We start from the raw sequence: 26,600 nt of genomic DNA, 5'->3' as shown, positions 1-26,600 counted from the left end.
ATCCCAAAAAATGGCGGTTTTCTGCGAAAAAATGACTTGCGTTGGCGGCGATTTGGGCCGACTTTCCGGCAACGGCGCCGATGGGAATCGTCGGCCAATTGCCGTTTCTTAGAAAGGTATCTGCTATGAACAAAAACGATCTGATCGCAGCCGTCGCAGAAAAGACCGGCCTCACCAAGGCTCAGGCTGGCGAAGCTGTCGACGCTACGTTCGACGCCGTCACTGAAACCCTGAAGGCTGGCGACGAAGTCCGTATCATCGGCTTCGGCAACTTCTCCGTTTCCGAACGCGCTGCCACCGAAGGCCGCAACCCGCGCACCGGTGAAACGATCCAGATCCCGGCTTCCAAGACGCCGAAGTTCAAGGCCGGCAAGGGCCTCAAGGACGCTGTGAACGCCTAAGGCTGTTCAACGGGCTTCCATGCCTTTTTAACCCCGCGTACGTCTGTACGCGGGGTTTTTTGCTTTCCAGAGGCCTTTGGAATTTCGAAACTCGGTGACCATTCAGGACGGGTGTCCAGAAGGGGGTCGAGAAGGGCACCCGTGCAGCGCTGTTACCAGTTGTTCAGAACCAGCTCGCCTTGAGCAGAACAGCTATAGAAACCGGCCGTTGGCCCGAATGCGTGAGCCAGTGCAAGGGCGACCGCAGGTCTTGCGCCCATTTCAGGAGAGTGGCCAGCACCATTGCCCGTCATGTCCGTGGACGTCAGGCCCGGGTCCACGGCATTCACCTTGATGCCGTCACGCGCCAGTTCCTTGGCAAGCTTTACGGTCAACATGTTCAATGCCGTCTTCGATGCACAGTAGCCAGCGAATCCGACCCCCCAGGTCTCGCTTCGCATGTCCAGGGCATCATTCAGCGAACTGAGGCCGCTGCTCATCATCACGATCCGGGCAGCTTCTGACTTCCTCAGCAGCGGCAGAAAGGCCTGAGTGACGCGCAGCGCGCCAAACACATTGGTCTCGAACATCTGCCGCATCTCGTCGATAGATTCTTCTGCGAGAGACGGCGGCGGCCCATACATCAGGCCGGCGTTATTGACGAGAATATCCAGACTGCCATTTGCCTGCTCGAGCGTCGCCACGGCGGAGGAAACACTGGCGGGATCCGTGACGTCGAGCTGTACAGCCTGTGCCTTGATCCCTTCGTCTTGCAGTTGGCGCGCGGCGGCTTCCCCGAGCGCGAGCTTTCGGCAGCCGAGCCAGACCACCAATCCATTCTTGCCGAGCTGCCTGGCGATGGCGAGGCCAATGCCCTTGTTTGCACCTGTAATGAGAGCGGAGGAAGGTGTCATTGATATGCCTTGTCGATTTCAGTTACGATGAAAAGGCATATACTACGATTTTCGTACTATTCAATCTTCGTATTTTGCGATGAGCTCCGTCAGGCGCAGGAAGGTTGCGCGATCATCGCTATCGAGCGCATCAAGCATCGCTCTGCAAGAGGCGCGATATCCGTCCATGTAACCGGCAACAGCCTCCTGACCGTTGGGGGTGATCGTCAGAGCGACAGACCGGCGATTGGCTTCAGGGCGCTGCCTTTCAATCATGCCGCGGCGGACCAGACGGTCAGCGGAAGAGGACATGGTAGTCATCGCGACCTGAAGGTGCCGGGCAACGTCACCCAGGCTGCATTCGGGGCGCTCGTTGATGAACAAGAGTGCCTGAATATCGAGCGCATTGAGCGCGTTCTGCAGGGCTGCGGCTGCCTCCGCGACCTTGAAGCGGCGGGTGAACCGTTCAAAGGCGATGGCAAGTCTTTCAGTTTGTTCAGGTGTCGGTTCTGTCATTCCGGAGTTAAAGCATTTCTGCCAGGCAAAGGTAAGTCATGGGTGCGAGCATATCCTGAAGTGAAACCCCACTTGCGACCCGGGAAGGCGGACGTTTCGGCAGGCGATTTCTCCTGTCTGATCCTTGTCGGAAGATAAAAAAATGCCCGGTTCAGAACCGGGCAGTGGGGGTAGTGGCCCGAAAGGTCAGGCCGGAGGAGACGCTGAAAAGGGTGGCTGGGCCTGATGGCCCAGCTGTTCACGTGGGCTTGTCAGCTTTTCACGTGAGCTTGATCGTGTTCTGCAGGGCTTCGCCCTTGGCCAGGCGGTTGATATTTTCTGCCATGGCGTGGCGGCGGCGGTTGACCGTGCCGTGGGTCCAGCCGGACATGTGCGGCGTCATCACCACATTGTCCAACTCGTGGAACGGATAGGCCGATGGATGCGGGTTCGGATTGCTGCCGTCCGGATAGACATACCAGGTGTCGATGATCGCGCCGCCGATCCGTTTTTGCGAAAGAGCCTCAAAAAGCGCCTTTTCGTCGATCACAGGACCACGGCCGACGTTCAGAACCGTTGCATCCGGTTTCATGGCGGCGAAAATATCCGCGTTCACAAGGCTTGCGGTCTCGGCGTTGAAGGGCAGGGTGTTGACGATCACGTCTGCCTGACCTGCAAAGGCCTTCAGATCCGACAGGGCAAAGGCTTGATCGAACAGGCCGGTATCTTGCGGCGTGGACCGGTTCGCAACAATGACCTTCATGCCGAAGGCCTTGGCCCGGGCAGCAATCGTCTTGCCGATATGGCCGAAGCCGATCAGGCCGATGGTCTGGTCGCCAAGCTCCGTGCGCAGGGCATCCGTGCCGCCGGACCGGTAGGCCCAGTCGCCCTTGCGCAGGCGTGCGTTCGCATCGGCCAGCGGCACATGGCGCAGAAGCAGTGCCGCCATCACATATTCCGCAATGGCTGCATCATGACCGAAGCAGTTGCACAGGGTCGTGCCTGCAGGAACAAGCGAGAGGTCGATGCCGTCATAGCCCGCGCCCGGAAGCTGATAGAGCTTCAGCGTATCGGCCACCGGCATGCCGGCGGCAAGCTGGACGCCGATGATCACGTCTGCCGCAGCATAGGCTGCGCGGTCTTCCGCACGGGTCAACGCGTCGGGAAGCTCGATGATCTCATGAGGCTCCGACAGGAGTTCGGCAAAACCCGGCACGAAACTGCAGGCATTCTGGCCGTGGAACACGATTTTCATGGAAAAGTCCCTTCTCGGGAATTGAATTGGGAAGGCAGGGCTCAGTCGTTGAAGGCGAGCTGCACCTTCATGGATTGGCTGCGGTCGGAGGCCAGCTTGAAGGCCTCGTCAGCCTGTTCTGCCGGAAGGGTGGCAGAAATCAGAGGCGAGAGATCGACAGCGCCGCTGGAGATGAGCTGTACGGCCCAACCGAATTCAGCGTCGAAGCGGAAGCTGCCCTTCAGGTTGACTTCCTTGGCAACGACCATGTTGAGCGGCAGCGGGATGTCGCCGCCGAGCCCGACGGTGATCAGCGTGCCCCCGGGCCGAACGACCTCAAGCGCAGTCGCAAGCGCCTTGGCACTGCCGGAACATTCGAACACCACGTCGAACAGGCCCTTGCGTTCACCGAAGGGGGCAAGCGCATCCGGGGTCTGAGCCAGATTGAAGGTCTGGCTTGCACCAAGTTTGGAGGCAATGGCCAGCGGCGCATCGGCCAGATCCGAGGCTGCGATCTGGGCTGCCCCTGCATGGCGTGCTGCGGCAATCACCAGGTTGCCGATCGGCCCGCAACCGGAGACCAGAACGGATTTTCCGAGCAGCGATCCCGCGCCGGCAACCGCATGGAGGCAGACGGCAAAAGGCTCAGCACAGGCAGCAAGACCGAGGTCGAGCGTGTCCGGCACCTTGTAGACCTGTTCTGCCGGCAAGGTGACCTCGTCGCGGAACAGGCCCTGCATATGGGGAAAGCGCATGGCGCTGCCGAAAAACCGCATGTCGAGGCACTGGTTGCGCTGGTCGCGCAGGCAGAAGTGGCAATGATTACAGGGCATGCTCGGATTGACGGCAACCGGATCGCCCGCCGCCACACAGGTGACGCCGGCACCGGTCTGCAGGATCCGTCCGGCCACCTCATGGCCGAGAATCATCGGTTCCTTCAACCGGATCGCACCGAAACCGGCGTGGTGATAGTAATGCAGGTCCGAGCCGCAGATGCCGCCTCGGGAAATCTGGACGCGGACTTCGCCCGGACCCGGCTCGGCAGCGGCAGGCCGCTCTTCAAGACGAAGGTCATGGGGCTGGTGAGCAACGATTGCACGCATGATGACTGCTTTCTGGAGACCTGACCTGTTCCACGCGCCGGGCTGTCAAGGGCGGGGAACAGGGACAGGCTTTGAGACCGGACGGCTTAGAGGACAGAAATCATTCCGCCGTCGACGTAGATGATCTGGCCGCTGACATAGTTGGAGGCCGGGGAGGCGAGGTAGACGGCGGTGCCGACCAGCTCTTCCGGCTTGCCCCAGCGGCGGGCCGGCGTGCGGCCCTTCACCCAGGCGTCGAACTGCGGATTGTTGATCAGGGCTTCGTTCATGTCGGTGAGCATGTAGCCTGGGCCGATGGCATTGACCTGGATGCCATGCTCGGCCCATTCGGCGGTCATGGAGCGGGTCAGCATCTTGATGCCGCCTTTGGCCACCGTGTAGGGGGCAACCGTGGCGCGGGCCAGTTCGCTGGTCAGCGAGCCGATGTTGATGATCTTGCCGCTCTTGCGGGCGATCATGCGCTTGGCAGCTTCCCGGCCGACGACGAAGGCACTGGTCAGGTTGGTATCCATCACCCGCTGCCATTCTGCCGTTGAAAGCTCAACGATCGGCTTGCGCAACTGGATCCCGGCGTTGTTGACGAGGATGTCGATGGCGACACCCTCCCGGTCGAAGGTTTCGAAGACATCGACCACGGCCGCTTCATCGGTCACGTCGAAGGCGGCCGTGCGCACGCTGTAGCCCTTGGCGCGGAGGTCCTCGGCAGTGGCCTCCAGGCGGCTGGCATCGACCCCGTTCAGGACTAGGGAGGCGCCGGCTTCCGCCAGACCTGTTGCGATGGCAAGCCCGAGGCCGCGCGAGGAGCCGGTCACAAGGGCCGTGCGGCCGGTCAGATCGAAGATGTTCATGGCATATCCAGTAAGGTTAGCGGCATCTCTGGATCAGAGGACCGACGTGCGGCCGCTCAGATCCGGACGGTCGAAGAAGGACGGCAGCAGCTCGACGCCGAGGCCCGGGCCCTCCATCGGATAGACGTAGCCGTTTTCGATCTTCGGGACAGCCGTTACCAGCTCGTTGTACCAGCCGCGGTAGAAGGCACGCACGGATTCCTGGATCAGCGTGTTGGGCTGGCTGAAGGACATGTGAATGGCGGCGGCAAAGCCGACCGGGCCGATGCAGTCATGCGGGGCAAACGGGCGGTGCCAGGTTTCGGCGAGCGCGGCAATCTTGCGCCCTTCGGTAAGACCACCGGTCCAGCACAGATCGACCATGACCACATGGGTGGCATTCTGGTCCAGCATGTCCTTGTAGGGCCAACGGGAGCCGAGGGTTTCACTGGCGCAGGTCCACACATCTGTCGACGCCGCATATTCCCCAAGTGCCTGAGGCGAGTTCATGCGGATCGGATCCTCGTACCAGGTCGGGGAATAGGGCTCCAGCGCCTTGGCGATCTTCTTGGCGGTCGGCAGGTTCCAGAGCGAATGGAACTCGACCATGATCTCCATCTTGTCGCCCACGGCCTTGCGGATCTTCTCGAAAGGCTCGATGGCGGTCTTCATCTGCTCGGCCGTGATGTACTGGCCGCGGGTTTCCTGGGCATGGGGATCGAACGGCCAGATCTTCATGGCGGTGATGCCCTGTTCCAGCAGGTTCTCCGCCAGTGCATCCGCGCGGGTCATGAAGCCGACCAGATCCTCGTAGGGGCCTTCATCATCGCCCAGGTTCCAGTTGGAGACCGGCTTGATGTTGTTGGTGCGCACATAGCGGTAGCCGGCACAGGTGTTGTAGACGCGGATCTTGTCCCAGCACTGGCCGCCCAGCATCTGATGCACCGGCAGGCCGCAGACCTTGCCGAAGATGTCCCACAGGGCAATGTCGATGGCAGAGGCCGCTCGGTATTCGGCACCGGTCGAGGACTGGGCCATCGGCAGCGACACCATCTCCTTGTGCAGGGCTTCGATGTGCAGCGGGTTCTTGCCCAGCAGGCGTCCGGACAGGGTGTCGTGGATGTGTGCCTCGACGGCGCCCGCGCCATAGAAGGTTTCGCCAAGGCCGGTGATGCCCGCGTCGGTTTCGACATGTACCCAGAGAACGTTGGCGAATTCTTCCAGGCGGTAGGTTTTGATTGCAGTAATTTTCATCGGAAGGCTCCGGAGCACATCAGCGTGCAAGATTCGGGAGGAAGAGCGAGATCTCAGGGAAGGCCAGCAGCAGGGCCAGCATGAAGAGCTGGATCAGGATGAATGGCCAGAGAGCCCTGTAGATCACGGGAAGGGTGATGTCGGGGGGAGCCACGCTTCGCAGATAGAAGGCAGCCGGACCGAAGGGGGGCGACAGGAAGGCGACCTGCATGGTCACGGAGAAGAGCACGCCGAACCAGACCGGGTCGTAGCCGAGCACCGTGACGATGGGCACGAAGATCGGCATGCAGAGCAGCAGGATTCCGATCCAGTCCATGAACATGCCGAGCACGACGAAGATTGCCATCATCAGCAGAATGGTCAGGAAGGGCGAGATGTTCAGGCCAAGGATCACATCGGTGACAAATTTCTGACCGCCGGACAGATTGTAGATTGCCACCATGACGGCCGCGCCGAAGGTCACCCAGAGGATGATGCCGCAAGCCCGGAGCGTCTGGGTCAGTGCCTGGGCAAGCATGGCCACGGTCAGTTCGCCACGTACCGCAATGATCACGATGGTCATGCCGACTGCGATGTTGGCTGCTTCCGTGATCGAGGTGATACCGCCGTAAATACAGCCGAACACGGTCAGGATCAGGATGCCCGTCGGCAGGACGCCGCGCAGGAAAGCCGAGAGCTTGAACGGCTCCTGTTTGACTTCTACCGGCTTGGGGGCCGCATTCGGGTCCAGCCAGCAGCGCACGGCGATATAGATGAGATAGAACAGGGCCAGCAGGAAACCGGGCAGGAATGAGCCCAGGAACAGCTTGTGCACCGAGACGTCAGCCGTCAGGCCATAGACGATCAGAACGATCGATGGCGGGATCATGGTACCGAGCGAACCGCCCGCACAGACGATGCCGATGGCAAGGTTGCGGTCGTATTTCAGGCGCAGCATCTGGGGCAGGGCAACCAGACCGAGAAGCACGATTTCGCCGCCGATGATGCCGCTGATGGCAGCCAGCAGAACGGAAATGACCAGCGTCACATAGCCGATGCCGCCGCGCACCCGTCCGAAGACGCTGTTGAGCGCATCATAAAGATCTCTCGCCAGCCGGGAGCGTTCCAGTAGCGACGCCATCAGGATGAACATCGGCACGGACAGGAAGCTGTATTCGGTGGCAAGGCCGTAGACGGTCTTGTGCGCGATGGCCAGGACCGGCAGGCCGAACTTCAGATAGGCAACCACCATGGCGAGCGAGCCGGCGGCAAAGGCCAGCGGTACGCCGATGGCCATCAGGGTGAAGATGCCCAGAAGCAGGATGATGGAAATTGTCAGGATGGTCATGGCAGCCTCAATCGATCCGGTCGCTGCCTGGCCGCGGATGCTGGCTGGCGCGCAGGAAGTTGACGATTGCAAGGACAGCCATCAGACCTGCCGCAACGACGACGAAGGGTTTGACGATGGCCGGGATGGGCGGGTTCCACGCAGTGCCGAAACGCTCGAAGGTGACGAGGGCACGCCAGGCTGTGGGCGCGCCGAAATAGGCAAGGCCACCACAGAAGACCAGCGTGGAAAGCAGCGTAATGAGGTCGAAGAAACGGCGGACGAGGCGGGGCACCGCATCGTATATCACCGAGATCCGCAGGTGATCGTCGAGTGCCATGACATAGACGCCGGCGATCAGGTAGACGATCGCGGACAGGAACAGGGCCATTTCATTGACCCAGATCGTCGGGCTGCCGAAGATATAGCGCACTACGACCTCGTAGAGCGTGATCGCAACAATCACGAGCAGGGGCGAGGCTAGCAGGGCCGCTTTGGGACAGAGTTTGTGGTCTGAATTCTCGGAGGGAGCCGGCATGAAATCCTCGTCGGTCTGAAGGTCAGTGGACGGCCGGAACGGTCTGCCTTGGTCCGCGCAATGGGCCAGAGCCAAGGGCCGGCATTGAGAGCATGGACAGGCACATGTGCTTCGAGCGCACTGTTGCAGGGCAGAATCCGGACGCAAGCGGGCCAGCGGCGGAGTTTCAGGGCCGCCGGCCCGCGTCTTCAAGGGCGGTTAGCCCCCACAGTCAGTTCTCGGGTCAGTCGAGGATGCCGAGCGACTTCATGTAGGCAACGTGGGAATCATAGGCTGCCTGTGCTTCCGGGCTGCGGGTTGCCCAGTCTGCCCAGACTTCCTGAGCCACCTTGCGGAAGGCCAGACGGTCTTCCTGGCTCCAGTCCTGCAGGGTCACACCGGCTTCCTTCAGCTCGGAGGCTGCCTTGCGGTCGTTGATTTCCGACTGGGTCGCCACTTCGATGGCGATGGTGTCGATCGCAGACTGCAGGATGTCCTTCTGGCTGTCCGAGAGGCTGTTCCACTTGTCGAGATTGACGGTCACATGCTCAATCGGCATGGAGTGGAAGCCGGGATATGTAGCGAACTTGCCGACATCATAGAGGCCGAGGCCCTTGTTGACGGCGAGGGTGGATGCATCCGCACCAGAAACCGTGCCGGTGGTCATGGCGGTGAAGACTTCACCGAACGGCATCACCACGGGGGCAGCGCCCAGCTTCTGGAAGATCTCGGATTCCATGCCGGGAGGAGAGCGGAACTTCCAGCCCTTCAGGTCATTGATGCCAGCAAGAGACGTGCTGGAGCCGAGGGACTCCGGCGTTGCGACAAAGGTGCCGATCAGGTGCATGTTGAACTGTTCGTAGAGCTTGTTGGCAAGCTCCAGTCCACCAGCATTCTTGTACCAGCCGAGGATCTGATAGGGGGTGGAGTAACCGCCCATCACGTCGCCGTAGAACTGGAAGGCCGGATTCTTGCCGGTGACATAACCAGCGCCGGTCGCGTCACCATCGATGATGCCGGTTGCGGCAGCTTCAAAAGCTTCGGACGACTTGATCACGGAAGAATCCGTCAGCATCTCGACCTGGAGCGTGCCGTTGGACATTTCGTTTGCGAGCTCGGCAAAACGCAGCAAGGCCTTGCCCTGAAGCGACGATGCGCTGTGGTGCGTCTGGAAGCGCAGGGTGGTCGCATCCTGCGCAAAGCCGGATGCGGGAATGACGGTGGCAAGGCCAAGCGCAAGCGCTCCGGCAAGACCGGTGCGGAACAAATTCATTCTGATTTCCTCCCATTTCAACAATGAGGAGCTTTCTACGGCGCCTCATTAATATGTCGTGAAATATCACGACATTTTAAACGCCGCAAGCGGGCGCGGCTTCCATTGGGGAAGGAGGAGGAGGGTGTGGCGGTTAAGTATTTGAGATTGTACGGATAAATTGGATTGAAATTGACGAAGTCAAAAATGCCGGAGGGGACATGTGAGCGGGGCCTGGCTTCCGGAAATGCCGCCTGTTTGGACTTGATCCGACTGCTCGGGGCAACCGGTGCCGCGCCATCACCAAGCGAGGGAGGGGCAGACGCGGGCCAGGGCGGTTATTAGAGCGTGACAAACGGCTCGATGCTGCAGTCGAGCAGGGAGGGATCGATTTCCTTTTCGATCACGTCGAACATGGAGTTGACGAATTCGATCAAGGCATCGGAGGCTGAGACGGCTTCCTCCACATGCCGGTTGGCAATGGCATTGAGCACGGCAAGGTGATGGTCGACCGTGCCATCCAGGCTGAAATTGCCGGAGGTGTGGTTGTGGTGGATCCAGCCGATCCGGCGGAAGATCGTGTGCAGGGGCCTGAGGGTGTGAACCAGAAATGGCTCGTTTCCGGCTGTTAGAATCAGCGTGTCGATGCGCCTGTCGAAATTGTTGAAGTCATCGATGGTGATTGTCGACCGGCGCTCCCGGATCACCCGCGCCAGATGCAGCATCTGGTTGCGCTGGGCCGGGGAGGCGTTTTCAGCAGCCAGCTTGATGACGAAACGCTCGAGGTCCCGGCGCAGGCGCAAGAGCATCCGCTCGCGGGCAAGGTCGATCGGTGCGATCTGCAGACCGTGGCGGGGGCGGATATGAATGAGCGTATCTTCCGCAAGTCTTCCGACCGCCTGATGAACCGGCGTGCGGCTGATGCCGGTCAGGGTCTGCAGGTCCTGGATGGAGAGAAACCGCCCGGGGCTGAGTTCGCATTTGACGATCAGGTCTTCGAGCCGCTCATAGGCCTGTTCGAACAGATTGACCGAATTCCGGCGCTTGGGTTCACTGGCCTCCTGATCAATGGCATCTTGTGGCTTGGAATCCTTGCGGGGGCGGGCCATTGGTCCGAATATCCTTATCCTGTCGGACCCAGGGCGACTTCGTCCTCCGTCCAGTCATCTGTAAAATATCGTGATATTTTATATGACGTTGCTGCCCTCTGTCAAAACAGGGGTGTGACCATGGACACCTGATGGGAGATCCATGGGACGGTCCTCTTGACGTGAATTCGATTTCCCTGCCAGCAGACTCCTCTTCGGCTCCTTGACACCCTTGCGGCCCGTGCCTAAGTGTTTGTCGTTCTCAGGGCGGGGTGTAATTCCCCACCGGCGGTGAAAGCCCGCGAGCGCCGTTCTCCGGAACGGGTCAGCAGACACCGGTGAAATTCCGGGGCCGACGGTTATAGTCCGGATGAAAGAGAAAGCAGTCACGTGCCTGTCCGGCGCGAGGCTGCAGGCGTGCTCTGGGATCTTGTCATTTGGAAAAGGATTCAGAGCCATGACAAAATCCCCTACCTTTGCCTTCATCAAGGCTCGCTGGCATGCAGAGATCGTTGATCAGGCCTATGCCGGCTTTACCCAGCGCCTTGCCGAGCTGCTTCCGGCTGCCAAGGTCGAAAGCTTCGATGTGCCTGGCGCTTTCGAAATGCCGCTCCTGGCCAAGAAGCTGGCTGAAACCGGCCGCTTTGCCGGTATCGCAGCCTCCGCACTCGTCGTCGACGGTGGCATCTACCGCCATGACTTCGTGGCCCAGGCCGTCGTGTCCGGTCTCATGGATGCCCAGATGGCGACCGGCGTTCCGGTCTTCTCCGTCTCTCTGACGCCGCATCACTTCCAGCCGAAGGATGAGCACGAGAGCTTCTACCATGCGCATTTCGTGCATAAGGGCCGCGAAGCAGCGGATGCTGCCGTTCAGGTCTATGAGCTGAATGAGCGGGTGTTCGGCGCTTCGGTCAGCGCTGCGGCCTGATCTTGAAGCGGACAGGAATTTGACGGACTGCCGCCTGGCAGTCCTGACCACACTCTAATAGGCGCGTTCCGGTGAGACCGGGCGCGCCTATTTTGCAATCAGGACCTTGATACCCCGATGCTCGAATTCCTTTGCGGCGGCGTCGGAGATGCCGTCATCGGTGATGAAGGAATGAATGAGCTCCAGCGCCCCGAGCCGGGTAAAGGACGACCGGTTGATCTTGGTGCTGTCGGCCACGAGATAGACGTGGCTGGCCGCGCGGATCATCGCTTCCTTGAGCTGCAAATCGGCAAAGCTCGGATAGGTGAGGCCTGCATCCAGAGCGACGCCGGCGGTGGCCAGGAACAGCTTACCGGCAAAGATCGAGCGGAAATATTCAACCGACTTGTCGCCGGACAGGGAAAGAGTGGGCGGCTTGAACTGACCGCCCGGCATATGCACTGCGTTGCCCGGAACGGATCCGAGAATGACGGCGATGTTCAGCGCATTCGTGATCACGGTCAGGTTGCTGCGGCCGGTCAGGCGCAGGGCCACTTCGGTGGTGGTGGTGCCTGCATCCAGGATCAGGGTTTCGCCATCGGCCACCTGATCGGCGGCCAGTGCGCCGATCTTGCGCTTGCGGTCCATGTTCTCCTGATGATGGAGGGACATGCTGGCCGATTGGGTGCGCACGGAGTTGAGGTAGGCGCCGCCGTGCTCGCGGGTGATCTGGCCGTCGCGTTCCAGCCGCTCCAGATCCTGCCGGATGGTCGCCTCTGAAACCTCGAAGGCGGCCGACAGGTCGCGTACACGGGCTGAGCCTTCTTCCTCGATCCATTCGAGAATGCGCTGGCGCCTCGGTTCTGCCAGGAGCCGCACCGTATTTTCGTTGCGGTCCGCGCTGTGTTTCTCGTTCACTCTCATGCCCCTTCGGCCTGCAGGCATCGGCCCGCCGCACAATGAACCCTCCTACTCTCAAACCTTATGAGGAGCAAGAGTTCCGGCTTTTGCCGACTATCGGCTTGCCGCTGCCTCCTGTGACAAGGCAACGCGGGTTTGCAACCGGCTTTGTGCCTGGTCGATGACGACGGCCGCGATGATCACGAGCCCCTTGATGACCATCTGCCAGAAAGAGGAGACCCCCATCATGATCAATCCATCAGACAGGATGCCGATGACGAAGGCTCCGACGATGGTGCCGCCGATGCGGCCGCGCCCGCCGGACATGGAGGTGCCGCCCAGAACCGCCGCCGCAATGGCGTTCAGTTCGAAGAACTCTCCCGTTGCCGGGTGGGAGGCCTTGAGCTGGGACGCGATGATCAGGCCGACGAGCGCTGCCATCAGTCCGGAGAACATGTAGACGAACATCTTCACCCGCCTGACGCGGACGCCGGAGAGAGCTGCGCCCCGCTCATTGCCGCCGACCGCATAAATATGACGGCCAAGTGGTGTGCGGCTGGCGATGTAGGAGGCGGCGATTGTCACGATGATCAGCATCCAGATCATGACCGGGATGCCCAGGAAGCTGCCTGCGCCAATTTCAGGGAAGCTCGAGGAGCCATAATCTGCCGTGCCGTTCAGGTTCGGAAAGGTCCGGCCTTCGGAGGACAAGAGAGCGGAGCCTCGGGCCACATAGAGCATGCCCAGGGTGGCGATGAAGGGGGCGACGTTGAACCTTGTTATCAATGTACCGTTGATCCAGCCGACGAATATGCCGACGAGGCAGACGATCAGCATCACCTCAAGGGTATTGAACTGGATGGACCAGCCGAGGCCGACATCGATGCCATTGAGCAGCAGCCAGCCGGCGACCATGCCGCAAAGCCCGACGACCGACCCGACGGACAGGTCAATCCCGCCTGTAATGATGACGAAGGTCATGCCGATGGCGAGGAAGGCATTGATCGCGACATGCTTGGAGACGAGAACCGCATTGGCGGTGCTCAGGAAGTTGGGCGCGGCGAAGGAGAAATAGGCCAGCACCAGGATCAGGGCCACAAAGGTGCGGGCCTTGAGCAGAAGCAGAAGCCAGTTGATCTTCTGCGGTGCCGGCGCGGCGGTTGCGGTGGTGGCGGTCATGCTGCGTGTCCCTTTTTGGTCTTGTCCGGCGTGGCGGCAGCAATCACCTGCGCAGCATCAGCGCCCTTCTGGAATTCACCGGTTACCCGGCCGTCGGCCATGACGAGAATGCGGTCGGAAAGCCCCAGAACCTCTTCCAGGTCCGAGGTGACGAAGATGATGCCAATGCCCTCGGAAGCGAGCTGGCGCATGGTCCGGTAGATCTCGGCCTTGGCCCCGATGTCGATGCCGCGCGAGGGCTCATCCATCATCAGCACCTTCGGTCCGGTCATCAGCGCCTTGCCGATCACCACTTTCTGCTGGTTGCCGCCCGACAGCGAGGAAACCGGGTTTTCGGGGCTCGCGACCTTGATCGTCAGGCGGCGGATATAGTCGCGTACCCGGTCAGCCTCCGCTGAAAGGCTCATGTGGAAGATCCGGGTGAAGCTCTTCAGGGACGACAGGGTCAGGTTCTCGCGGATCGACATGATCTGCACCAGGCCGTCGCGCTTGCGGTCCTCTGGCACCAGGGCTATGCCCCGGGCGATGCGCCTGTCGACGGAGGCCTCCCGCATCTCGCGGCCCTCGACAAAGAAACGCCCGCCAGAACCCGGATGCTGGGCCATGACGCATTCCAGGAATTCGGACCGGCCCGCACCCATCAATCCGTAGACGCCAAGGATCTCGCCGGAGCGCAAGGACAGGGACACATCATCCACCAGCCAGCCGCCGCCCATCTTGGGCAGGGAAATGTTTTCTGCCCGGAAAACCTCTTCGCCGAATGCGTGACCCGTGCCCTGGGAATAGTCCTTGGATTTCTCGCCGATCATGGCGCGGACGATCCAGGGAATGTCGACGCCTTCCATGGGACGCGATCCGGTGATCTCGCCGTCGCGCAGAACGGTGATGTAGTCGCCGACCCGGATCAGTTCTTCCAGGCGGTGGGAAATATAGACAATGCCGACGCCCTGGGCCTTCAGCTCGTCGATGATGCGGAAGAGCACTTCCACCTCAGCAGCTGAGAGGGCCGATGTGGGTTCATCCAGAATCAGGATCCTGGCGTCTTCGGCCAGGGCCTTGGCGATCTCGATGATCTGCTGCTGGCCGATGCGCAGGAAACCGAGCCGCATTTCCGGATCAATGTCCTGTTCCAGGCGCCCCAGCAACTCGCGGGTGCGGCGGACAACGGCGCCCTTGTCGATGTCGAAGCCGAAACGCAGGGGCTCGCGGCCCATGAAGACATTCTCGGCCACGGTGAGATCGGGAAAGAGGTTCAGTTCCTGAAAGACGATGCCGATGCCATGGGCTACCGCGTCATCCTTGTGGCGGAAGTGAACGGCTTTGCCACCTATCAGGATCTCGCCTTCTGTCAGGTCCTCTACACCGGCAATGACCTTCATCAGGGTCGACTTGCCTGCGCCGTTTTCACCGACCAGCACATTGACCGCGCCCATGCGGATGTCGAAGTCGACGCCCTTGAGGGCGCGGGTGCCCGGATAGACCTTTACCGCACCGCGGATCGACAGGCCGACCGGATGCTCCGCAGAAGGGACGGGCCCGGTCATGGCAGGACCTCGATCTTCGAGGGGGTAACGGTGAACTCCTCATCCGCTTTCTTGAGCGGCACGACACCGGTGAAGCGGACCGTGCGTCCGGTCAGATCTCCGTCCGGAACGGAAATGCGTTTGGACAATTCGTCATTGATCGCCCGGCCGAGCTTGGCGAATTCGATCTGGTCGCGGAAGTCGTCGAAATTGTAGAAGGCGGCAATGTCACGCATGGCCGATCCCTTGATGACCGGGCCAAGCTGCACCGTCACATCCTGCTGATTGTCGCCATCGGTATCGAGGCCAATCCAGCGGGCGCGGCTGTCGAGCTTTGCGCTGACCACCTTGCCTTCTCCCTTGACCGCAAAGTTCCAGGCAGCGCCGGCGCCAGCTCCCCGGTTGCCATGAGCCTTTCCTGCTGCATCAAGACCACCGGCAAGGGCCTTGCGCAGGTCGGGAAGGGGCAGGGCGGTGTCATTGACGAGGGGAAGAAGCTTGCTTTCGAACGTGTCGGCAATGCGCTGGGCCGTGCGGGCATCGTCGCCCGAGGCATCTGCCGCGATTGCCTTCTCGCCTTCGGGTTCGTTCTTGACGATCTTGCATCCGGCAAGCGCAAGGCTCGCTGCAAGCCCGAGCGCAAGCAGAGGAAACGGTTTCATGCGGTCACCCTGAGAGTAAGGTCCGGGTCGATAAGGTCCGGTGCACGGGAAGACCCGTGCACCGGATGGTCTGGGCTGCGGCCAAAGTGTGCAGCCAGATCAGTTGCTCAGGGCAAATGTCTCGAGTTTCGAGGCGTTGCTGTCGTCGATCAGGACGCAATCCATGAGCTGCTTCTCATCAAGGCCGGTGGAGCCGCCCTTCAGGTACTTGTCGGCCTGGGTAACGGCGAGCTGGGCCTGGCTGTAGGCTGGCTGCAGCACGGTGGCCTTGATGCCACCGGCCAGAATGGAATCGCGCACGTCGTTGGAGCCGTCGAAGCCGACGACGATGACATCCTTGCGGCCCGCAGCTTCAAGAGCTGCCCAGGCGCCCATGGCCATGGTGTCATTGCCGGAAATCACGCCCTTGATCTCCGGATTGGCCTGCAGCATGGATTCCATCACCGCGTAGGCTTCGGTCTGGGACCAGTTTGCGGTCTGCTGGGCGACCATCTTCAGGTCCGGATACTGGTCGATTACATCATGATAGCCCTGGCTGCGAATGCCGGCGTTGGTGTCGGATTCCTTGCCCAGCAGCTCGGCATACTGACCGCCTTCGCCCATCAATTCGACGAACTTCTCGGCGCCCAGCTGCGCGCCCTGATAGTTGTTGGAGACGATCTGGCTGACAGCAACGCCGGTTGCCGTGATCTCGCGGTCGATCAGGAACGAGGGGATGCCTGCGTCCTTGGCCTTTTGCACGGCGGAGACGGAGGCGTCAGCACCGGCATTGTCGAGAACGATTGCCTTCACGCCAGCCGCAATGGCGCTGTCGAACAGCTCTGACTGCTTGTTGGCGTCGTCATCATGGACGAGCACCATCGTTTCATAGCCAAGTTCCTTGGCCTTGGCAGCAGCGCCGTCGGCTTCCGCCTTGAAGAACGGGTTGTCATGGCTCGGGGTGATGATGGCAATGGTGTCCGCGGCAACCGCAAGGCCGGGGGCGACCCAGGCAACGCTGAGCGCAAGCGCGGACGCAAGAAGAATGCGATTGAGTTTCATTGGTAGTCCTCCCAGAAATAACGACGCCTCCCTGACGCCGTCCTCCGGGGCGTAATCCTTGATGAAATTGACGCTATGTCAACATATTTCCTTTCGATTTTTTTCGTTTCTGAAAAAAGTAAAGATTTTCAAGTGCTGACGGCTGGTTGTGGTCGCATGGCTTTTACTCTCTCATGAATGGAGGTGTGCTGCTCCTCTGGGTGTGTTGGCTAAAGTCGACGCGCGGCGAGGCGCGTGTCTTCCGGTGAGGCGGTGGTCATGCTCTGGAATGCTGCGATGCGGAAATTTTCGCGATTTTTGGCCGCTTTCGGTGCGGTCTGCATTTTTTCTCCAGCTATTATTTGGGTCGAGATGTGGAGGCTGGGCGCTGACATTTTTGTTTATGGGCGTCATTTGCGCTCGGTTGTCGCAGACTGCCTTTCAGGTGTTGATTGTTAGGCGGGAAGTGTGATGGCGTGAGGAAGCTGGAGTGATCTGCCTTGTATTCTTTCGATTTTCTTTGAAATAAGCAAAATTTGCGATTTTATGCCGCGCTGCATTATTTCTAATGTACGAAAATTTCAGGATTATTTTAATTTCGTTAATTGAATCAGATGTTTGAGGGCTATTGAAATTTTTGCATTCAAAAACAATAGACAGGCAAACGAAAATAATCGAAAGTCACCGCGATCTGGGAGGAGAATCTTGCATGAGTAACGCAGTGCGTAAAAAGATGACGCTTGGGGTTGTGATCGGCAGCCGGGCCTTCTTCAGTCCTGCCCCCTGCAAAGCGGCTCGCGATGAAGTTCTCGCGCAACTGGAAGCTCTCGGCGTGGATGCTGTCATTCTGCCCTTTGAGGCAACGGCGAACGGAGCGGTTCAGTCAATCGAGGATGCCAAGCTTTATGCGGATCACTTCCGCAAGAATGCAGAGCGCATCGATGGCCTCGTCATTTGTCTGCCCAACTTCGGCGATGAAATTGCGGTCGTGGAACTGGTCAACCGGGCCAGATTGAACGTCCCGATCCTGCTTCAAGCCTCCAACGACGAGAATGACAAGGTCAGCGTATCGCAACGGCGCGATGCCTGGTGCGGCAAGATTTCCGTCACCAACAATTTCTTCCAGTACGGAATTCCCTTCAGCGAGACATCGAGCCACACGATGGACATTTCGAGCGCCGCCTTCCGTGCGGATCTCGAGAAGTTCGTGTCGGTTTGCCGTGTGGTGGGTGGTTTGCGCGGGGCTCGTCTTGGTGCGATCGGTGCCCGGACAGCCCCATTCCAGACCATGCGGTATTCCGAGAAGCTCTTGCAGCAGGCCGGTGTCACCGTCGTGACGGCTGATATGTCCGAACTGATCGGGCGTGCGTCGAGCCTTTCGGCGGACGATGCGGACGTGGCGGCGATCATCGCCAAGATCCAGGGCTACGGCAACGTTCCGGCGCATATCACCCGCGATCAGCTCGCCACACAGGCCCGCTGGACCGTGACAGTGAACCGCTGGATTGCTGAAAACGAATGTGACGCGAGTGCGATCCAGTGCTGGCGGTCGCTGCAGGACAATTTCGGCTGCGCGACCTGCGTGACCATGTCCATGATGGGTGAGGACCTGATGCCGTCGGCCTGTGAGGTCGACATCATGGGGGCGCTGTCCATGTATGCGCTGGCTCTGGCCTCCAAGGCGCCTCCGGCCATTCTTGACTGGAACAACAACTTCGCCCACGAGCCGGACAAGGTCGTGTCCACCCATTGCGGCAACTTCCCGAGATCCTTCATCGGCGACACGCCTGAAATCGCGGAGCTCGACGTTCTGGGTGAAAGCATCGGCCGGTCCAAGTGCTTCGGCGCGGTCAAGGGCAAGGTCAGGGCCGGAGAGATGACCTATTTCCGGGTGTCTTCTGACGACACGGCCGGTCATCTCAAGGTCTATCTGGGCGAGGGGGAGTTCACCGACGATCCCTATGGCATGGATGGCGGAATTGCAGTCTGCCGGGTGCCGCGTCTGCGCCAGCTGATGAATTTTGTGACCCAGAACGGTTTCGAGCATCACGTTGCGATGGTCCGTGGCCATCACGCTCCCGTTCTCAATGAAGCTCTCACGCGCTACCTGGGCTGGCCGTTTTACGACCACGATACGCCGCCCGAACCCCAACTTTTCCATCCCCGGAGGTTCTGATGACAGACCGGTCCAACACGGTTGCCACCATCAGGGACAATGCACTGTGGATGCGCCGCAAGGCCTTCACAATGGTCTACAACAAGCAGCTCGGTCATCCGGGCGGCGACTTCTCGTCCATCGATGTGCTGGCGACGCTGTTCTTTGGCGTGATGCGCTTCGACCCGGCCAACCCGCGCAAGGCGGACCGCGACCGCTTCGTGATGTCCAAGGGCCATGCGACCGGTGCGCTTTACACCGGACTGTGCAAGGCCGGCTTTTATCCGGAAGAGCTTCTGGAGACCTACATGGGGCCGGGCTCGCGTCTGAACGGGCATCCGAACCGCCAGTATCTGCCGGGCGTTGAGGCCAACACCGGGCCGCTGGGCCATGGTCTCCCGATTGCAACGGGCATTGCCATTGCCGGTCAGATCGACGGCGCCAGCTACCGGACCTTTGTGCTCACCGGCGACGGCGAGTTGCAGGAAGGCTCCAATTGGGAAGCGGCCATGACTGCCGGACACAGGCATCTGTCGCACCTGACCGTGATCGTGGATCGCAACAGGTTGCAGCAGGGGCAGGGCACCGAGGAGACCTCCCGCCTCGATCCCCTGCCTGAGAAGTGGCAGGCCTTCGGCTGGGATGTCTTCGAAGTGGATGGCCACAATCACGAATCCTTGCTGGATGTTCTTGGCGCAGCGCCGGGGGATAAGCCGCGCTGTGTGATTGCCAACACGGTCAAGGGTAAGGGCGTTTCCTTCATGGAAAATCAGGCGAAATGGCATCACGGCGTTCCGGATGCAGAACAGTTCGCGCAGGCAATGGAGGAACTGGTCTGATGGCTCACGCAGCACCTTCCCCAGCAGGCTACAAGGATTGCCGCAATATCTGGGCCTCGACGCTGGAAAAGCTGGCCGAGGAAGATCCCCGGATCGTGGTTGTCGTCAATGACTCCATCGGCTCGTCCAAGCTGAATGCCTTTGCATCCCGCTTTCCGGAGCGGACCGTCAATGTCGGCATTGCCGAACAGCTCATGGTCGGCGTCGGCGCGGGCCTTGCCAATGGCGGCAAGATCCCCTTCGTCTCCGCTGCGGCCTGCTTCCTTACCGGCCGTGCCCTTGAGCAGATCAAGGCGGATGTTGCCTATTCCGGCTACAATGTGAAGCTTGTCGGCCAGTCGCCGGGAATTGCCTATGGCGAACTGGGCGCGACCCACCATTCCATCGAGGACCTGGCCTGGCTGCGTCCCATGCAACAGATCGCCATCGTGGTGCCTGCTGACAGCTGGGAAACAGAACAGGCTCTTCGCTGGGCCGCGACCTATGACGGACCAGTCTTCATCCGCGTCTCGCGCATGCCGGTGCCGGATCTCGACATTCCGAACCGGGTCTTCGAGCCGGGCAAGTCGGAACTGGTGCGCGAGGGCTCTGAAGCAACGATCATCGCCAATGGCACGACCGTGCATCTTGCCGCCGCAGCGGCCGATCTTCTGGCTCAGGAAGGTCTTTCGGTGCGGGTCGTCAACATGGCGACCGTGCACCCGATCGACGAGACGGCCCTTGAGGCAGCTGCCCGGACGGGTCTGATCCTGACGGTTGAGGAAGCCAGCATTCGCGGCGGTCTTGGCGGGGCGGTTGCCGAATGGACGGCGGAAAATCATCCGGTCCGGGTGGAGCGCATCGGCTTTGACGGGTTCCGGTCCACCGGCTCCGTCGACTATCTCTTCGAGCAGGCCGGTCTGTCGGCAGAGGGAATCGCGGCGCGTGTGCGCGGTGCGGTTGGACGGAAATGAACCTGATCCTCGCCATCGATCAGGGCACGACCAACACCAAGGCCGTGCTGTTCGACCAGCATCTCTCGGTGCTGGATCGTGCGAGTGCACCTCTCAAGTCCACCTATCCTGCGGGCGGGTGGGCCGAGCAGTCGGCTGACGATATATGGGCCTCTGTTGCTACAGTCATTGCGACCATTGTGGAGCGCAACAGCGGATCTCCCATCGATGGCATTGCGATTGCCAACCAGCGCGAGACCCTTGTTGTGTGGGATGCCAAGACCGGTCACCCCATCGGCCCGGCCATCGTCTGGCAGTGTCGCCGCACGGCGAAGGTCTGCGCGGAGCTGGAAGCTGCTGGCCATGGGGCCGTAGTGCTGGAGCGCACGGGCCTTGGCATCAATCCGCTGTTTCCAGCCTCCAAGCTCGGTTGGGTCATGGCTAATCGACCAGAGGCTGCCGCGCTGGCAACTTCCGGGTATCTGCGTGCGGGAACAGTTGATGCCTGGCTTGTCTACAAGCTGACGGGCGGGGCGACTTTTGCCACGGATCACTCGAATGCGTCCCGCACGATGCTGTTTGATACGGCGAGCCTGACCTTTTCGCCGGAGCTTTGCGCAATTTTCGGTGCGCCCCTGTCTGCGCTGCCGGAGCCGCGTGCCTCCGATGCAGGTTTTGGCGTGACTGCGGAAGGGACGACTGGTCTGCCTGCGGGAACGCCGATCTGCGCGGTCATGGGCGACAGCCATGCGGCGCTCTTCGGCCACGGAGTAACCCAACCGGGCGTTGCCAAGGCAACCTTTGGCACCGGTTCGTCCCTGATGGCGCTGACGCCGGAACGGGTGGTCTCCAGCCATGGACTGTCCGGCACCATCGGCTGGAGCTGCCAAGGTCAGACCCACTATGCCATCGAGGGCAACATCACCGTTTCTGCCCAGGCGGCGGAATTCACAGCACGCATGCTTGGTGCAGGAAGTGCGGCGGCCCTGTCTGATCTTGCCCAGACTGTGCCTGACGCAGGCGGGGTGACATTCGTCCCGGCGCTTGCCGGGCTTGGCGCTCCCCACTGGGACGACAATGCGCGCGGCGTCGTGGCCGGTCTCTCGCTTGGGTCGGAGCCTGCTCATGTGGCGCGCGCGACCTGTGAGGCCATTGCCCATCAGATTGCCGATGTGTTCGAGGCGATGGAGCAGGATGCCGGGCACCGGTTTGACACCTTGCGGGCGGATGGCGGTGCCTCTGCCAATGACTGGCTCATGCAGCTTCAGGCCGACCTTCTGGGCCGGACCGTCGTTCGCAGCGACATGGCTGAAATTGGCGCGCGTGGAGCCGCCGCCATGGCACTCAGATCTCTGGGAGGAGATGTGCCAGGCGTTCAGGACTCGGGGCAAGCCTTTGAGCCTCAGATGAAATCAGCAGACCGGCAGCGGGCCAGAACGATCTGGCGCGAGGCGGTCACCATGGCCCGGTACGGGCGGAATTGAGCTGATCGGGGCGAAGGAGCGCCCCGTTGAGAATGGATGATCACGCACAGCGGGAAGGCGCTGTTGTGACTTGGGAGGAAATCATGATGAGAAGCAAGTTCCTTTGCGGTGCGGCCCTGCTTGGCGCGGCAACCATCTGTGCGACCGCTGGTGTTCAGGCGCAGGAAATCAATTTCTGGACGATCAACTTCTCGAACCAGGCCGCTAACAAGGCGCTGGAATCGATCGCTCAGGAATTTGAAGCCAAGCATCCGGGCGTTGATGTTGTCTTCACCCAGCGCGCTGTCGATGAGCACAAGACGGCCCTGCGCGTTGCGGCAGGATCCGACACCGGTCCGGATATCTATTTCAGCTGGGCTGGCCTCGGTCTGGGCGGTGAATATGTGCAGGCGGGCATGTCCGTGCCGCTCGACGACTATTACAAGAAGTACAACTGGAAGGACGAACTGCTTCCGACCGCCGCAGCCTTCGCCGATGATTTTGCCGAAGGCATGCATGGCGTGCCCTTCACCTTCAAGGGTGAAGCGCTCTATTACAACAAGACCCTGTTCGAAAAGGCCGGTATCACCAAGGAGCCGGAAACCTATGAAGAGCTTCTGGCAGCCGCCGGCGCACTGAAGGAACAGGGCATTCCAGCCATCACCTTTGGCGGAACGGTCAACTGGCACGTGATGCGCCTGATGGACGTGATCCTTGAAACCAAGTGCGGCGCCCAGACCCACGACGACCTGATGGCGATGAAGGCCAGCTGGTCCACGACGCCATGTGCTGCAGATGCCTTTGCCGAGCTGAAGACCTGGTCCGACAATTACTTCCTGAAGCCGTTCATGGGCATCAGCCAGCAGCAGTCCTTCAGCCTGTTCGTTGCCGGCCGCGCGGCAATGATGCTGGAAGGCAACTGGCTGGTGCAGCAGCTCTCCGAAGCATCCGATCTGAACAACTACGGCCTGTTCCCGTTCCCGACCGGCACCAAGCGTCTCTACGGGTTTGCTGAGTACAACTATGTCAGCAGCAAGTCCAAGAACCCTGATCTGGCCGCTGAATTCCTCGACTATTTCATCTCGACCGACGTTCAGCAGCGCTATCTCGGCACCATGGCGACCAGCTCGATCAACTCCAAGGTCAAGTATGAAAACCAGCGTCCGCTGGAAGTCGAGTGGAACGAGATCTTCGGCGCCTATGACCAGATGTTCGTGAACGGGGATCAGGCTTTCCCGGGCAATGTGACCACCGAGTATTTCCGGGTCATCAACGAAGTCGCCTCGGACAACATGGAGCCGAAGGCAGCCGCCGACGCCCTGCAGTCGTTCATCGACAATCTCTGATTAGGTCTCGGACCGGGGCAGTCTTTCCGGATCGCCCCGGTCCCCGAACGACAGAAAGGGAGCGGACTTCATGTCAGCCTTGTTTCGGAAGATGGAAGACCGTCCCTGGCTCTTCCTGGCTCCGGCTGTGATCGTCTATGCCGTTTTTGCTCTCTGGCCGATGGTCGACGTCACGATTGTCAGCTTTCAGAAATGGAACGGGCTGGACGCCAACCGGCAGTTTGTCGGGCTGGCGAACTACCAGTATATCTTCCTGCAGGACCCGGTGTTCTGGACGGCTTTCATCAACACGGTGATCTGGACGTTCTTGTCCCTGATCTTTCCGCCAGCCATCGGGCTTGCACTTGCCATTGGCCTGAACCGGGAGATTGCCGGTCGTTCTGCCCTGCGCGCCGTGTTCTATCTACCGGTCATCATCGCTCCCATCGCTGTCGCGACCATGTGGCGCTGGATGTATGACCCGTTCTTCGGCCTCTTCGCACAGACCCTGACGGAATGGGGTCTGCCCGTTCCGGATTTCCTCGGCCAGAAGGACACGGCCCTTTACTACGTGTTCGTCGCCTATGTCTGGCAGCAGGTCGGTTTTTCCATGGTGCTGTTCCTGGCCGGTCTTCAGAGTGTTGATCGTTCCCTGGTGGAGGCCGCGCAGATCGACGGGGCAGGGCGCTGGAAGATTTTCCGCCATGTGACCGTGCCCGCGATCATGCCGACGATCACCATCGTCCTGGTTCTGTCCCTGATCCATTCGCTCAAGGCCTTCGATATCGTCTACGGCCTGACTGGCGGCGGTCCCGCTCAGTCGACACAGATGCTTGCGCTCTGGGCCTTCTCCCAATCCATGAAGGCATTCGATTTCGGACGTGGCGGCGCGGTCTCCGTGGTGCTGCTGGTCATCACCGTTGCGATCGTCATTCCCTATCTGCGCTGGTCGATGAGCCGGGAGGTTCACGAATGAGAGATCATCTCAACACCATCCGCAAGGATCCTTTGCTGCTTGTCCTGTGGCTTGCGCTGATCTGCTTCGCGGTGATCTGGATCGCCCCCTTCGCCTTCATCGTTTTCACGTCGCTGAAGGGCAATGGCGAGATCATGAGCACGGGGCCCTTCGCCTTGCCCACAGAACTGCGACCGGACAATTATGATGTCGCGTGGAACCGTGGTGGCTTCAGCCGGTCCTTCTTCAACTCCGTCTTCGTCAGTGCCGTGAAGGTGCCGCTCGGCATCGCCCTGTCGGCAATTGCCGCCTATGCCCTGGCCAAGATGCCGGGCAGGTTCAACCGGCTGGTTTTCCTGCTGATCGTGTTCGGCACGATGATCCCGTTCCAGGTCATGCTGGCGCCGATCTTCACGCTGGTGAACAAGATGGGACTGGTGGACAGCTATGCCGGTCTGATCCTGCCGTATCTGGCCTTCGGCGTGCCTTTCCAGGTGTTCATCCTGCACAGTTTCTTCCGGGGTGTGCCGAAGGAGCTGTCCGAGGCCGCCCTGATCGACGGGGCAGGGCACTTCACCATCTTCCGCCGGATCTTCCTGCCGATTTCGCTCCCCATTCTGGCGGCGCTCTTCATTCTCGACTTCGTCGCGACCTGGAACGAGTTCGCCATGGCTCTGGTGATCATGCAGGACCAGTCCAAATGGACCCTTCCGCTGGGACTGATGTCGTTCCAGGGACAATTCTCGAATGAGTACGGACAGCTGAATGCGGCCATCGTGATCACGGTGCTGCCGGCAGTGCTCGTCTATCTCATCTTCCAACGTTACTTCGTCTCCGGCTTGGCCGCAGGCGCCGTCAAAGGGTAAAGAGGTCAAAATGCCAGCTCAAACAGTCGAAAAGTGGGATATCTTCGAAGCCGCCTTCGAAGGGCCAAGCGAAGGCAATCCCTATCTCGATGTCGCTTTTGATGCCGTGTTCCGCCACAAGGCCCGCGAGATCCGTGTTCCGGGCTTCTACGACGGCGAGGGAACCTACCGTCTTCGTTTCATGCCGGAGACCGAAGGGGACTGGACCTTCGAGACCCGTTCAAAGACGCCGGCGCTGAATGGCAAGACCGGCAGCTTCTCCGTCACCGCGCCGTCCGAGGGCAATCATGGCCCCGTGCGTGTGCGCAACAAATTCCACTTCGCCTATGCGGATGGAAAACCGTTCCTGTCTTTTGGCACCACTTGTTACGCGTGGACCCATCAGCCGCTGGAAGAGCAGGAAAAGACGCTCGAAACTCTCGCCAAGACGGGTTTCAACAAGATTCGTATGGGCGTCTTCCCGAAGGACTATCCCTATAACACCAACGAGGCGCTGCACGACGTCTATGAAGTGGTGAACGGGAAGCGGGACTTCGATAAGCCGAACTATGACTCCTTCCGTCATTTCGAAACCCAGATCGGCAGGCTGCGCGATCTGGGGATCGAGGCGGATGTGATCATGTTCCACCCCTATGACCGCTGGGGCTATTGCGACATGAGCGAGGAGCAGGACTATCGCTTCGTCGCCTATATCGCGGCGCGGTTCGCCGCCTACCGGAACCTTTGGTGGGCGCTGGCCAATGAATATGACTTCATGATCGACACCAAGCCGATGGAGCGCTGGGACCGGTTCTTCCAGATCCTGGAAGAAGACGATCCTTACCGCCACCTCAAGTCGATCCACAATGGCCATGCGGATGCCAATTATGATCACCGCAAGCCCTGGGTCTCCCATACCTGCATTCAGAATCCGAATGTGAAGAACACCCAGGTCTGGCGCAACACATGGGGCAAGCCGGTCATCAATGATGAGCCGGAATATGAAGGCGACATCATCCAGTGCTGGGGCAACCTGACACCTGAAGAGCTGACGCACCGGTTCTGGATCACCATGATGCGCGGGGGCTATGCCGGTCACGGCGAGACCTATTCTCATCCGGATGACCTTCTGTGGTGGGCAAAGGGCGGCGTTCTGCATGGGGAGGCCTGGAAGCGCATCGCCTTCCTACGCCAGGTGCTGGAAGAAGACGTGCAAAATGGCTTCGAGCCGATCGGCCCCGAGAACCTTTGGCCCTGGCACCGGATTTCCGGCGCAAAGGATGGCGATACGACCATCATCTATTTCGGCGAGCATCAGCCCGTCATCTGGACCCTCGGTCTTCCCAAGGTCGATGGCAATTATCAGCTCGATCTGATCGACGTCTGGAACATGACGATCACCCCGCTGGAAAAGGTCAAGGCCCCCGAGAACCATCCGATCCGTCACGGCGAAATCATGCGTCCGCGTGAGCCGGATGCAGCTTTCGCCGTCGAGCTGCCCCGGCGGCCGTATCTCGCAGTCCGTTGCAGAAAACTGAGCTGAGCC

The 26,600-nt window shown here is 60.3% G+C and carries 25 protein-coding genes and 1 riboswitch; of the genes, 10 read left to right on the top strand and 15 right to left on the bottom strand.

Translation table 11 applies throughout. From position 1 onward, the window contains the following. Positions 1-125 precede the first annotated feature (125 nt). On the top strand, positions 126-401 hold the full coding sequence (locus BUA94_RS07370) for an HU family DNA-binding protein (RefSeq protein WP_073011306.1): 276 nt from the start codon (positions 126-128) through the stop codon (positions 399-401). Between the two features lie 152 nt (positions 402-553). On the opposite strand, the gene BUA94_RS07365 is transcribed toward BUA94_RS07370, so the two are convergent. The 10 genes from BUA94_RS07365 to BUA94_RS07320 all read right to left on the bottom strand — a co-directional run bounded on the left by BUA94_RS07365 (position 554) and on the right by BUA94_RS07320 (position 10,370). Continuing rightward, positions 554-1,294, bottom strand: coding sequence for an SDR family oxidoreductase (locus tag BUA94_RS07365; protein ID WP_073011302.1), 741 nt, complete (start codon positions 1,292-1,294; stop codon positions 554-556). A 60-nt stretch (positions 1,295-1,354) separates the two neighbouring features. Then, positions 1,355-1,789 carry a MarR family winged helix-turn-helix transcriptional regulator gene (locus tag BUA94_RS07360; protein ID WP_073011300.1) on the bottom strand — a complete coding sequence of 145 codons (435 nt, stop codon included), beginning with the start codon at positions 1,787-1,789 and terminating at the stop codon, positions 1,355-1,357. 259 nt (positions 1,790-2,048) lie between these two features. Beyond that, on the bottom strand, positions 2,049-3,023 hold the full coding sequence (locus BUA94_RS07355) for a 2-hydroxyacid dehydrogenase (RefSeq protein ID WP_073011298.1): 975 nt from the start codon (positions 3,021-3,023) through the stop codon (positions 2,049-2,051). Positions 3,024-3,064: 41 nt separating this feature from the next. Beyond that, positions 3,065-4,105 carry an L-idonate 5-dehydrogenase gene (locus tag BUA94_RS07350; protein ID WP_139251057.1) on the bottom strand — a complete coding sequence of 347 codons (1,041 nt, stop codon included), beginning with the start codon at positions 4,103-4,105 and terminating at the stop codon, positions 3,065-3,067. Positions 4,106-4,191: 86 nt separating this feature from the next. Next, positions 4,192-4,953, bottom strand: a complete 762-nt coding sequence (locus BUA94_RS07345) for an SDR family oxidoreductase (protein WP_073011294.1) — start codon at positions 4,951-4,953, stop codon at positions 4,192-4,194. A 33-nt stretch (positions 4,954-4,986) separates the two neighbouring features. Further along, positions 4,987-6,186, bottom strand: a complete 1,200-nt coding sequence (locus tag BUA94_RS07340) for a mandelate racemase/muconate lactonizing enzyme family protein (protein WP_073011292.1) — start codon at positions 6,184-6,186, stop codon at positions 4,987-4,989. Between the two features lie 19 nt (positions 6,187-6,205). Beyond that, positions 6,206-7,513: a TRAP transporter large permease gene (locus BUA94_RS07335; RefSeq protein ID WP_073011290.1), complete on the bottom strand. Its 1,308-nt coding sequence runs from the start codon at positions 7,511-7,513 to the stop codon at positions 6,206-6,208. A gap of 7 nt (positions 7,514-7,520) precedes the next feature. Beyond that, positions 7,521-8,030: a TRAP transporter small permease subunit gene (locus BUA94_RS07330; RefSeq protein ID WP_073013713.1), complete on the bottom strand. Its 510-nt coding sequence runs from the start codon at positions 8,028-8,030 to the stop codon at positions 7,521-7,523. 223 nt (positions 8,031-8,253) lie between these two features. Continuing rightward, a complete protein-coding gene (locus tag BUA94_RS07325; protein WP_073011288.1) occupies positions 8,254-9,282 on the bottom strand; it encodes a TRAP transporter substrate-binding protein in 1,029 nt (342 codons plus the stop codon). A 320-nt stretch (positions 9,283-9,602) separates the two neighbouring features. Next, the gene (locus BUA94_RS07320; RefSeq protein WP_073011286.1) at positions 9,603-10,370 is read right to left on the bottom strand and encodes a GntR family transcriptional regulator; all 768 of its coding nucleotides are present in this window, start codon (positions 10,368-10,370) and stop codon (positions 9,603-9,605) included. Positions 10,371-10,603: 233 nt separating this feature from the next. Next, positions 10,604-10,735: riboswitch (FMN riboswitch) on the top strand. 71 nt (positions 10,736-10,806) lie between these two features. Here BUA94_RS07320 and BUA94_RS07315 point away from each other — a divergent pair. After that, complete coding sequence (locus BUA94_RS07315) at positions 10,807-11,277, top strand: 6,7-dimethyl-8-ribityllumazine synthase (protein ID WP_073011284.1); 471 nt, start codon at positions 10,807-10,809, stop codon at positions 11,275-11,277. 87 nt (positions 11,278-11,364) lie between these two features. Here the strand turns inward: BUA94_RS07315 and BUA94_RS07310 are convergent, their stop codons facing one another. From BUA94_RS07310 to BUA94_RS07290, 5 genes are all read right to left on the bottom strand, one after another. Further along, positions 11,365-12,174, bottom strand: a complete 810-nt coding sequence (locus BUA94_RS07310) for a DeoR/GlpR family DNA-binding transcription regulator (protein ID WP_235860494.1) — start codon at positions 12,172-12,174, stop codon at positions 11,365-11,367. A 96-nt stretch (positions 12,175-12,270) separates the two neighbouring features. After that, positions 12,271-13,335: an ABC transporter permease gene (locus BUA94_RS07305; protein ID WP_073011278.1), complete on the bottom strand. Its 1,065-nt coding sequence runs from the start codon at positions 13,333-13,335 to the stop codon at positions 12,271-12,273. Continuing rightward, the gene (locus tag BUA94_RS07300) at positions 13,332-14,879 is read right to left on the bottom strand and encodes a sugar ABC transporter ATP-binding protein (RefSeq protein ID WP_073011277.1); all 1,548 of its coding nucleotides are present in this window, start codon (positions 14,877-14,879) and stop codon (positions 13,332-13,334) included. The genes BUA94_RS07305 and BUA94_RS07300 overlap by 4 nt, the downstream gene beginning before the upstream one ends. Continuing rightward, entirely contained in the window at positions 14,876-15,520 is a 645-nt protein-coding gene (locus BUA94_RS07295; RefSeq protein WP_073011275.1) for a DUF2291 family protein, read from the bottom strand. Before BUA94_RS07295 ends, BUA94_RS07300 begins: the two co-directional genes overlap by 4 nt. A gap of 99 nt (positions 15,521-15,619) precedes the next feature. Continuing rightward, the gene (locus BUA94_RS07290; protein ID WP_073011274.1) at positions 15,620-16,561 is read right to left on the bottom strand and encodes a D-ribose ABC transporter substrate-binding protein; all 942 of its coding nucleotides are present in this window, start codon (positions 16,559-16,561) and stop codon (positions 15,620-15,622) included. Between the two features lie 688 nt (positions 16,562-17,249). Between BUA94_RS07290 and BUA94_RS07285 the strand changes: the two genes are divergently transcribed. The 8 genes from BUA94_RS07285 (at position 17,250) to BUA94_RS07250 (ending at position 26,597) form a co-directional block, all read left to right on the top strand. Then, a complete protein-coding gene (locus BUA94_RS07285) occupies positions 17,250-18,716 on the top strand; it encodes an L-fucose/L-arabinose isomerase family protein (protein WP_073011272.1) in 1,467 nt (488 codons plus the stop codon). Beyond that, positions 18,716-19,534, top strand: coding sequence for a transketolase (locus BUA94_RS07280; RefSeq protein ID WP_073011270.1), 819 nt, complete (start codon positions 18,716-18,718; stop codon positions 19,532-19,534). The genes BUA94_RS07285 and BUA94_RS07280 overlap by 1 nt, the downstream gene beginning before the upstream one ends. Then, positions 19,534-20,487: a transketolase family protein gene (locus tag BUA94_RS07275; protein ID WP_073011267.1), complete on the top strand. Its 954-nt coding sequence runs from the start codon at positions 19,534-19,536 to the stop codon at positions 20,485-20,487. The genes BUA94_RS07280 and BUA94_RS07275 overlap by 1 nt, the downstream gene beginning before the upstream one ends. Beyond that, positions 20,484-21,950 carry an FGGY family carbohydrate kinase gene (locus tag BUA94_RS07270; RefSeq protein ID WP_073011265.1) on the top strand — a complete coding sequence of 489 codons (1,467 nt, stop codon included), beginning with the start codon at positions 20,484-20,486 and terminating at the stop codon, positions 21,948-21,950. The genes BUA94_RS07275 and BUA94_RS07270 overlap by 4 nt, the downstream gene beginning before the upstream one ends. Positions 21,951-22,030: 80 nt before the next feature. Further along, positions 22,031-23,275, top strand: coding sequence for an ABC transporter substrate-binding protein (locus tag BUA94_RS07265; RefSeq protein ID WP_073013712.1), 1,245 nt, complete (start codon positions 22,031-22,033; stop codon positions 23,273-23,275). A 70-nt stretch (positions 23,276-23,345) separates the two neighbouring features. Beyond that, complete coding sequence (locus tag BUA94_RS07260; protein ID WP_073011262.1) at positions 23,346-24,230, top strand: carbohydrate ABC transporter permease; 885 nt, start codon at positions 23,346-23,348, stop codon at positions 24,228-24,230. After that, positions 24,227-25,075, top strand: coding sequence for a carbohydrate ABC transporter permease (locus tag BUA94_RS07255; protein WP_073011259.1), 849 nt, complete (start codon positions 24,227-24,229; stop codon positions 25,073-25,075). Before BUA94_RS07260 ends, BUA94_RS07255 begins: the two co-directional genes overlap by 4 nt. A gap of 10 nt (positions 25,076-25,085) precedes the next feature. Continuing rightward, positions 25,086-26,597 carry a DUF5060 domain-containing protein gene (locus BUA94_RS07250; protein ID WP_073011256.1) on the top strand — a complete coding sequence of 504 codons (1,512 nt, stop codon included), beginning with the start codon at positions 25,086-25,088 and terminating at the stop codon, positions 26,595-26,597. Positions 26,598-26,600: the final 3 nt, after the last annotated feature.

It is taken from the genome of Roseibium suaedae (genome assembly GCF_900142725.1).
Taxonomy (GTDB): domain Bacteria; phylum Pseudomonadota; class Alphaproteobacteria; order Rhizobiales; family Stappiaceae; genus Roseibium; species Roseibium suaedae.
Note: the sequence above shows the minus strand (reverse complement) of the source record. Positions and strands in the feature narration are given on the sequence as shown.

Excerpts from the sequence above, each read along its gene's own strand:
- BUA94_RS07370 (WP_073011306.1), top strand. The coding sequence starts at position 126 with ATGAACAAAAACGATCTGATCGCAGCCGTCGCAGAAAAGACCGGCCTC.
- BUA94_RS07365 (WP_073011302.1), bottom strand. The coding sequence starts at position 1,294 with ATGACACCTTCCTCCGCTCTCATTACAGGTGCAAACAAGGGCATTGGC.
- BUA94_RS07360 (WP_073011300.1), bottom strand. The coding sequence starts at position 1,789 with ATGACAGAACCGACACCTGAACAAACTGAAAGACTTGCCATCGCCTTT.
- BUA94_RS07355 (WP_073011298.1), bottom strand. The coding sequence starts at position 3,023 with ATGAAAATCGTGTTCCACGGCCAGAATGCCTGCAGTTTCGTGCCGGGT.
- BUA94_RS07350 (WP_139251057.1), bottom strand. The coding sequence starts at position 4,105 with ATGCGTGCAATCGTTGCTCACCAGCCCCATGACCTTCGTCTTGAAGAG.
- BUA94_RS07345 (WP_073011294.1), bottom strand. The coding sequence starts at position 4,953 with ATGAACATCTTCGATCTGACCGGCCGCACGGCCCTTGTGACCGGCTCC.
- BUA94_RS07340 (WP_073011292.1), bottom strand. The coding sequence starts at position 6,186 with ATGAAAATTACTGCAATCAAAACCTACCGCCTGGAAGAATTCGCCAAC.
- BUA94_RS07335 (WP_073011290.1), bottom strand. The coding sequence starts at position 7,513 with ATGACCATCCTGACAATTTCCATCATCCTGCTTCTGGGCATCTTCACC.
- BUA94_RS07330 (WP_073013713.1), bottom strand. The coding sequence starts at position 8,030 with ATGCCGGCTCCCTCCGAGAATTCAGACCACAAACTCTGTCCCAAAGCG.
- BUA94_RS07325 (WP_073011288.1), bottom strand. The coding sequence starts at position 9,282 with ATGAATTTGTTCCGCACCGGTCTTGCCGGAGCGCTTGCGCTTGGCCTT.
- BUA94_RS07320 (WP_073011286.1), bottom strand. The coding sequence starts at position 10,370 with ATGGCCCGCCCCCGCAAGGATTCCAAGCCACAAGATGCCATTGATCAG.
- BUA94_RS07315 (WP_073011284.1), top strand. The coding sequence starts at position 10,807 with ATGACAAAATCCCCTACCTTTGCCTTCATCAAGGCTCGCTGGCATGCA.
- BUA94_RS07305 (WP_073011278.1), bottom strand. The coding sequence starts at position 13,335 with ATGACCGCCACCACCGCAACCGCCGCGCCGGCACCGCAGAAGATCAAC.
- BUA94_RS07300 (WP_073011277.1), bottom strand. The coding sequence starts at position 14,879 with ATGACCGGGCCCGTCCCTTCTGCGGAGCATCCGGTCGGCCTGTCGATC.
- BUA94_RS07295 (WP_073011275.1), bottom strand. The coding sequence starts at position 15,520 with ATGAAACCGTTTCCTCTGCTTGCGCTCGGGCTTGCAGCGAGCCTTGCG.
- BUA94_RS07290 (WP_073011274.1), bottom strand. The coding sequence starts at position 16,561 with ATGAAACTCAATCGCATTCTTCTTGCGTCCGCGCTTGCGCTCAGCGTT.
- BUA94_RS07285 (WP_073011272.1), top strand. The coding sequence starts at position 17,250 with ATGAGTAACGCAGTGCGTAAAAAGATGACGCTTGGGGTTGTGATCGGC.
- BUA94_RS07280 (WP_073011270.1), top strand. The coding sequence starts at position 18,716 with ATGACAGACCGGTCCAACACGGTTGCCACCATCAGGGACAATGCACTG.
- BUA94_RS07275 (WP_073011267.1), top strand. The coding sequence starts at position 19,534 with ATGGCTCACGCAGCACCTTCCCCAGCAGGCTACAAGGATTGCCGCAAT.
- BUA94_RS07270 (WP_073011265.1), top strand. The coding sequence starts at position 20,484 with ATGAACCTGATCCTCGCCATCGATCAGGGCACGACCAACACCAAGGCC.
- BUA94_RS07260 (WP_073011262.1), top strand. The coding sequence starts at position 23,346 with ATGTCAGCCTTGTTTCGGAAGATGGAAGACCGTCCCTGGCTCTTCCTG.
- BUA94_RS07255 (WP_073011259.1), top strand. The coding sequence starts at position 24,227 with ATGAGAGATCATCTCAACACCATCCGCAAGGATCCTTTGCTGCTTGTC.
- BUA94_RS07250 (WP_073011256.1), top strand. The coding sequence starts at position 25,086 with ATGCCAGCTCAAACAGTCGAAAAGTGGGATATCTTCGAAGCCGCCTTC.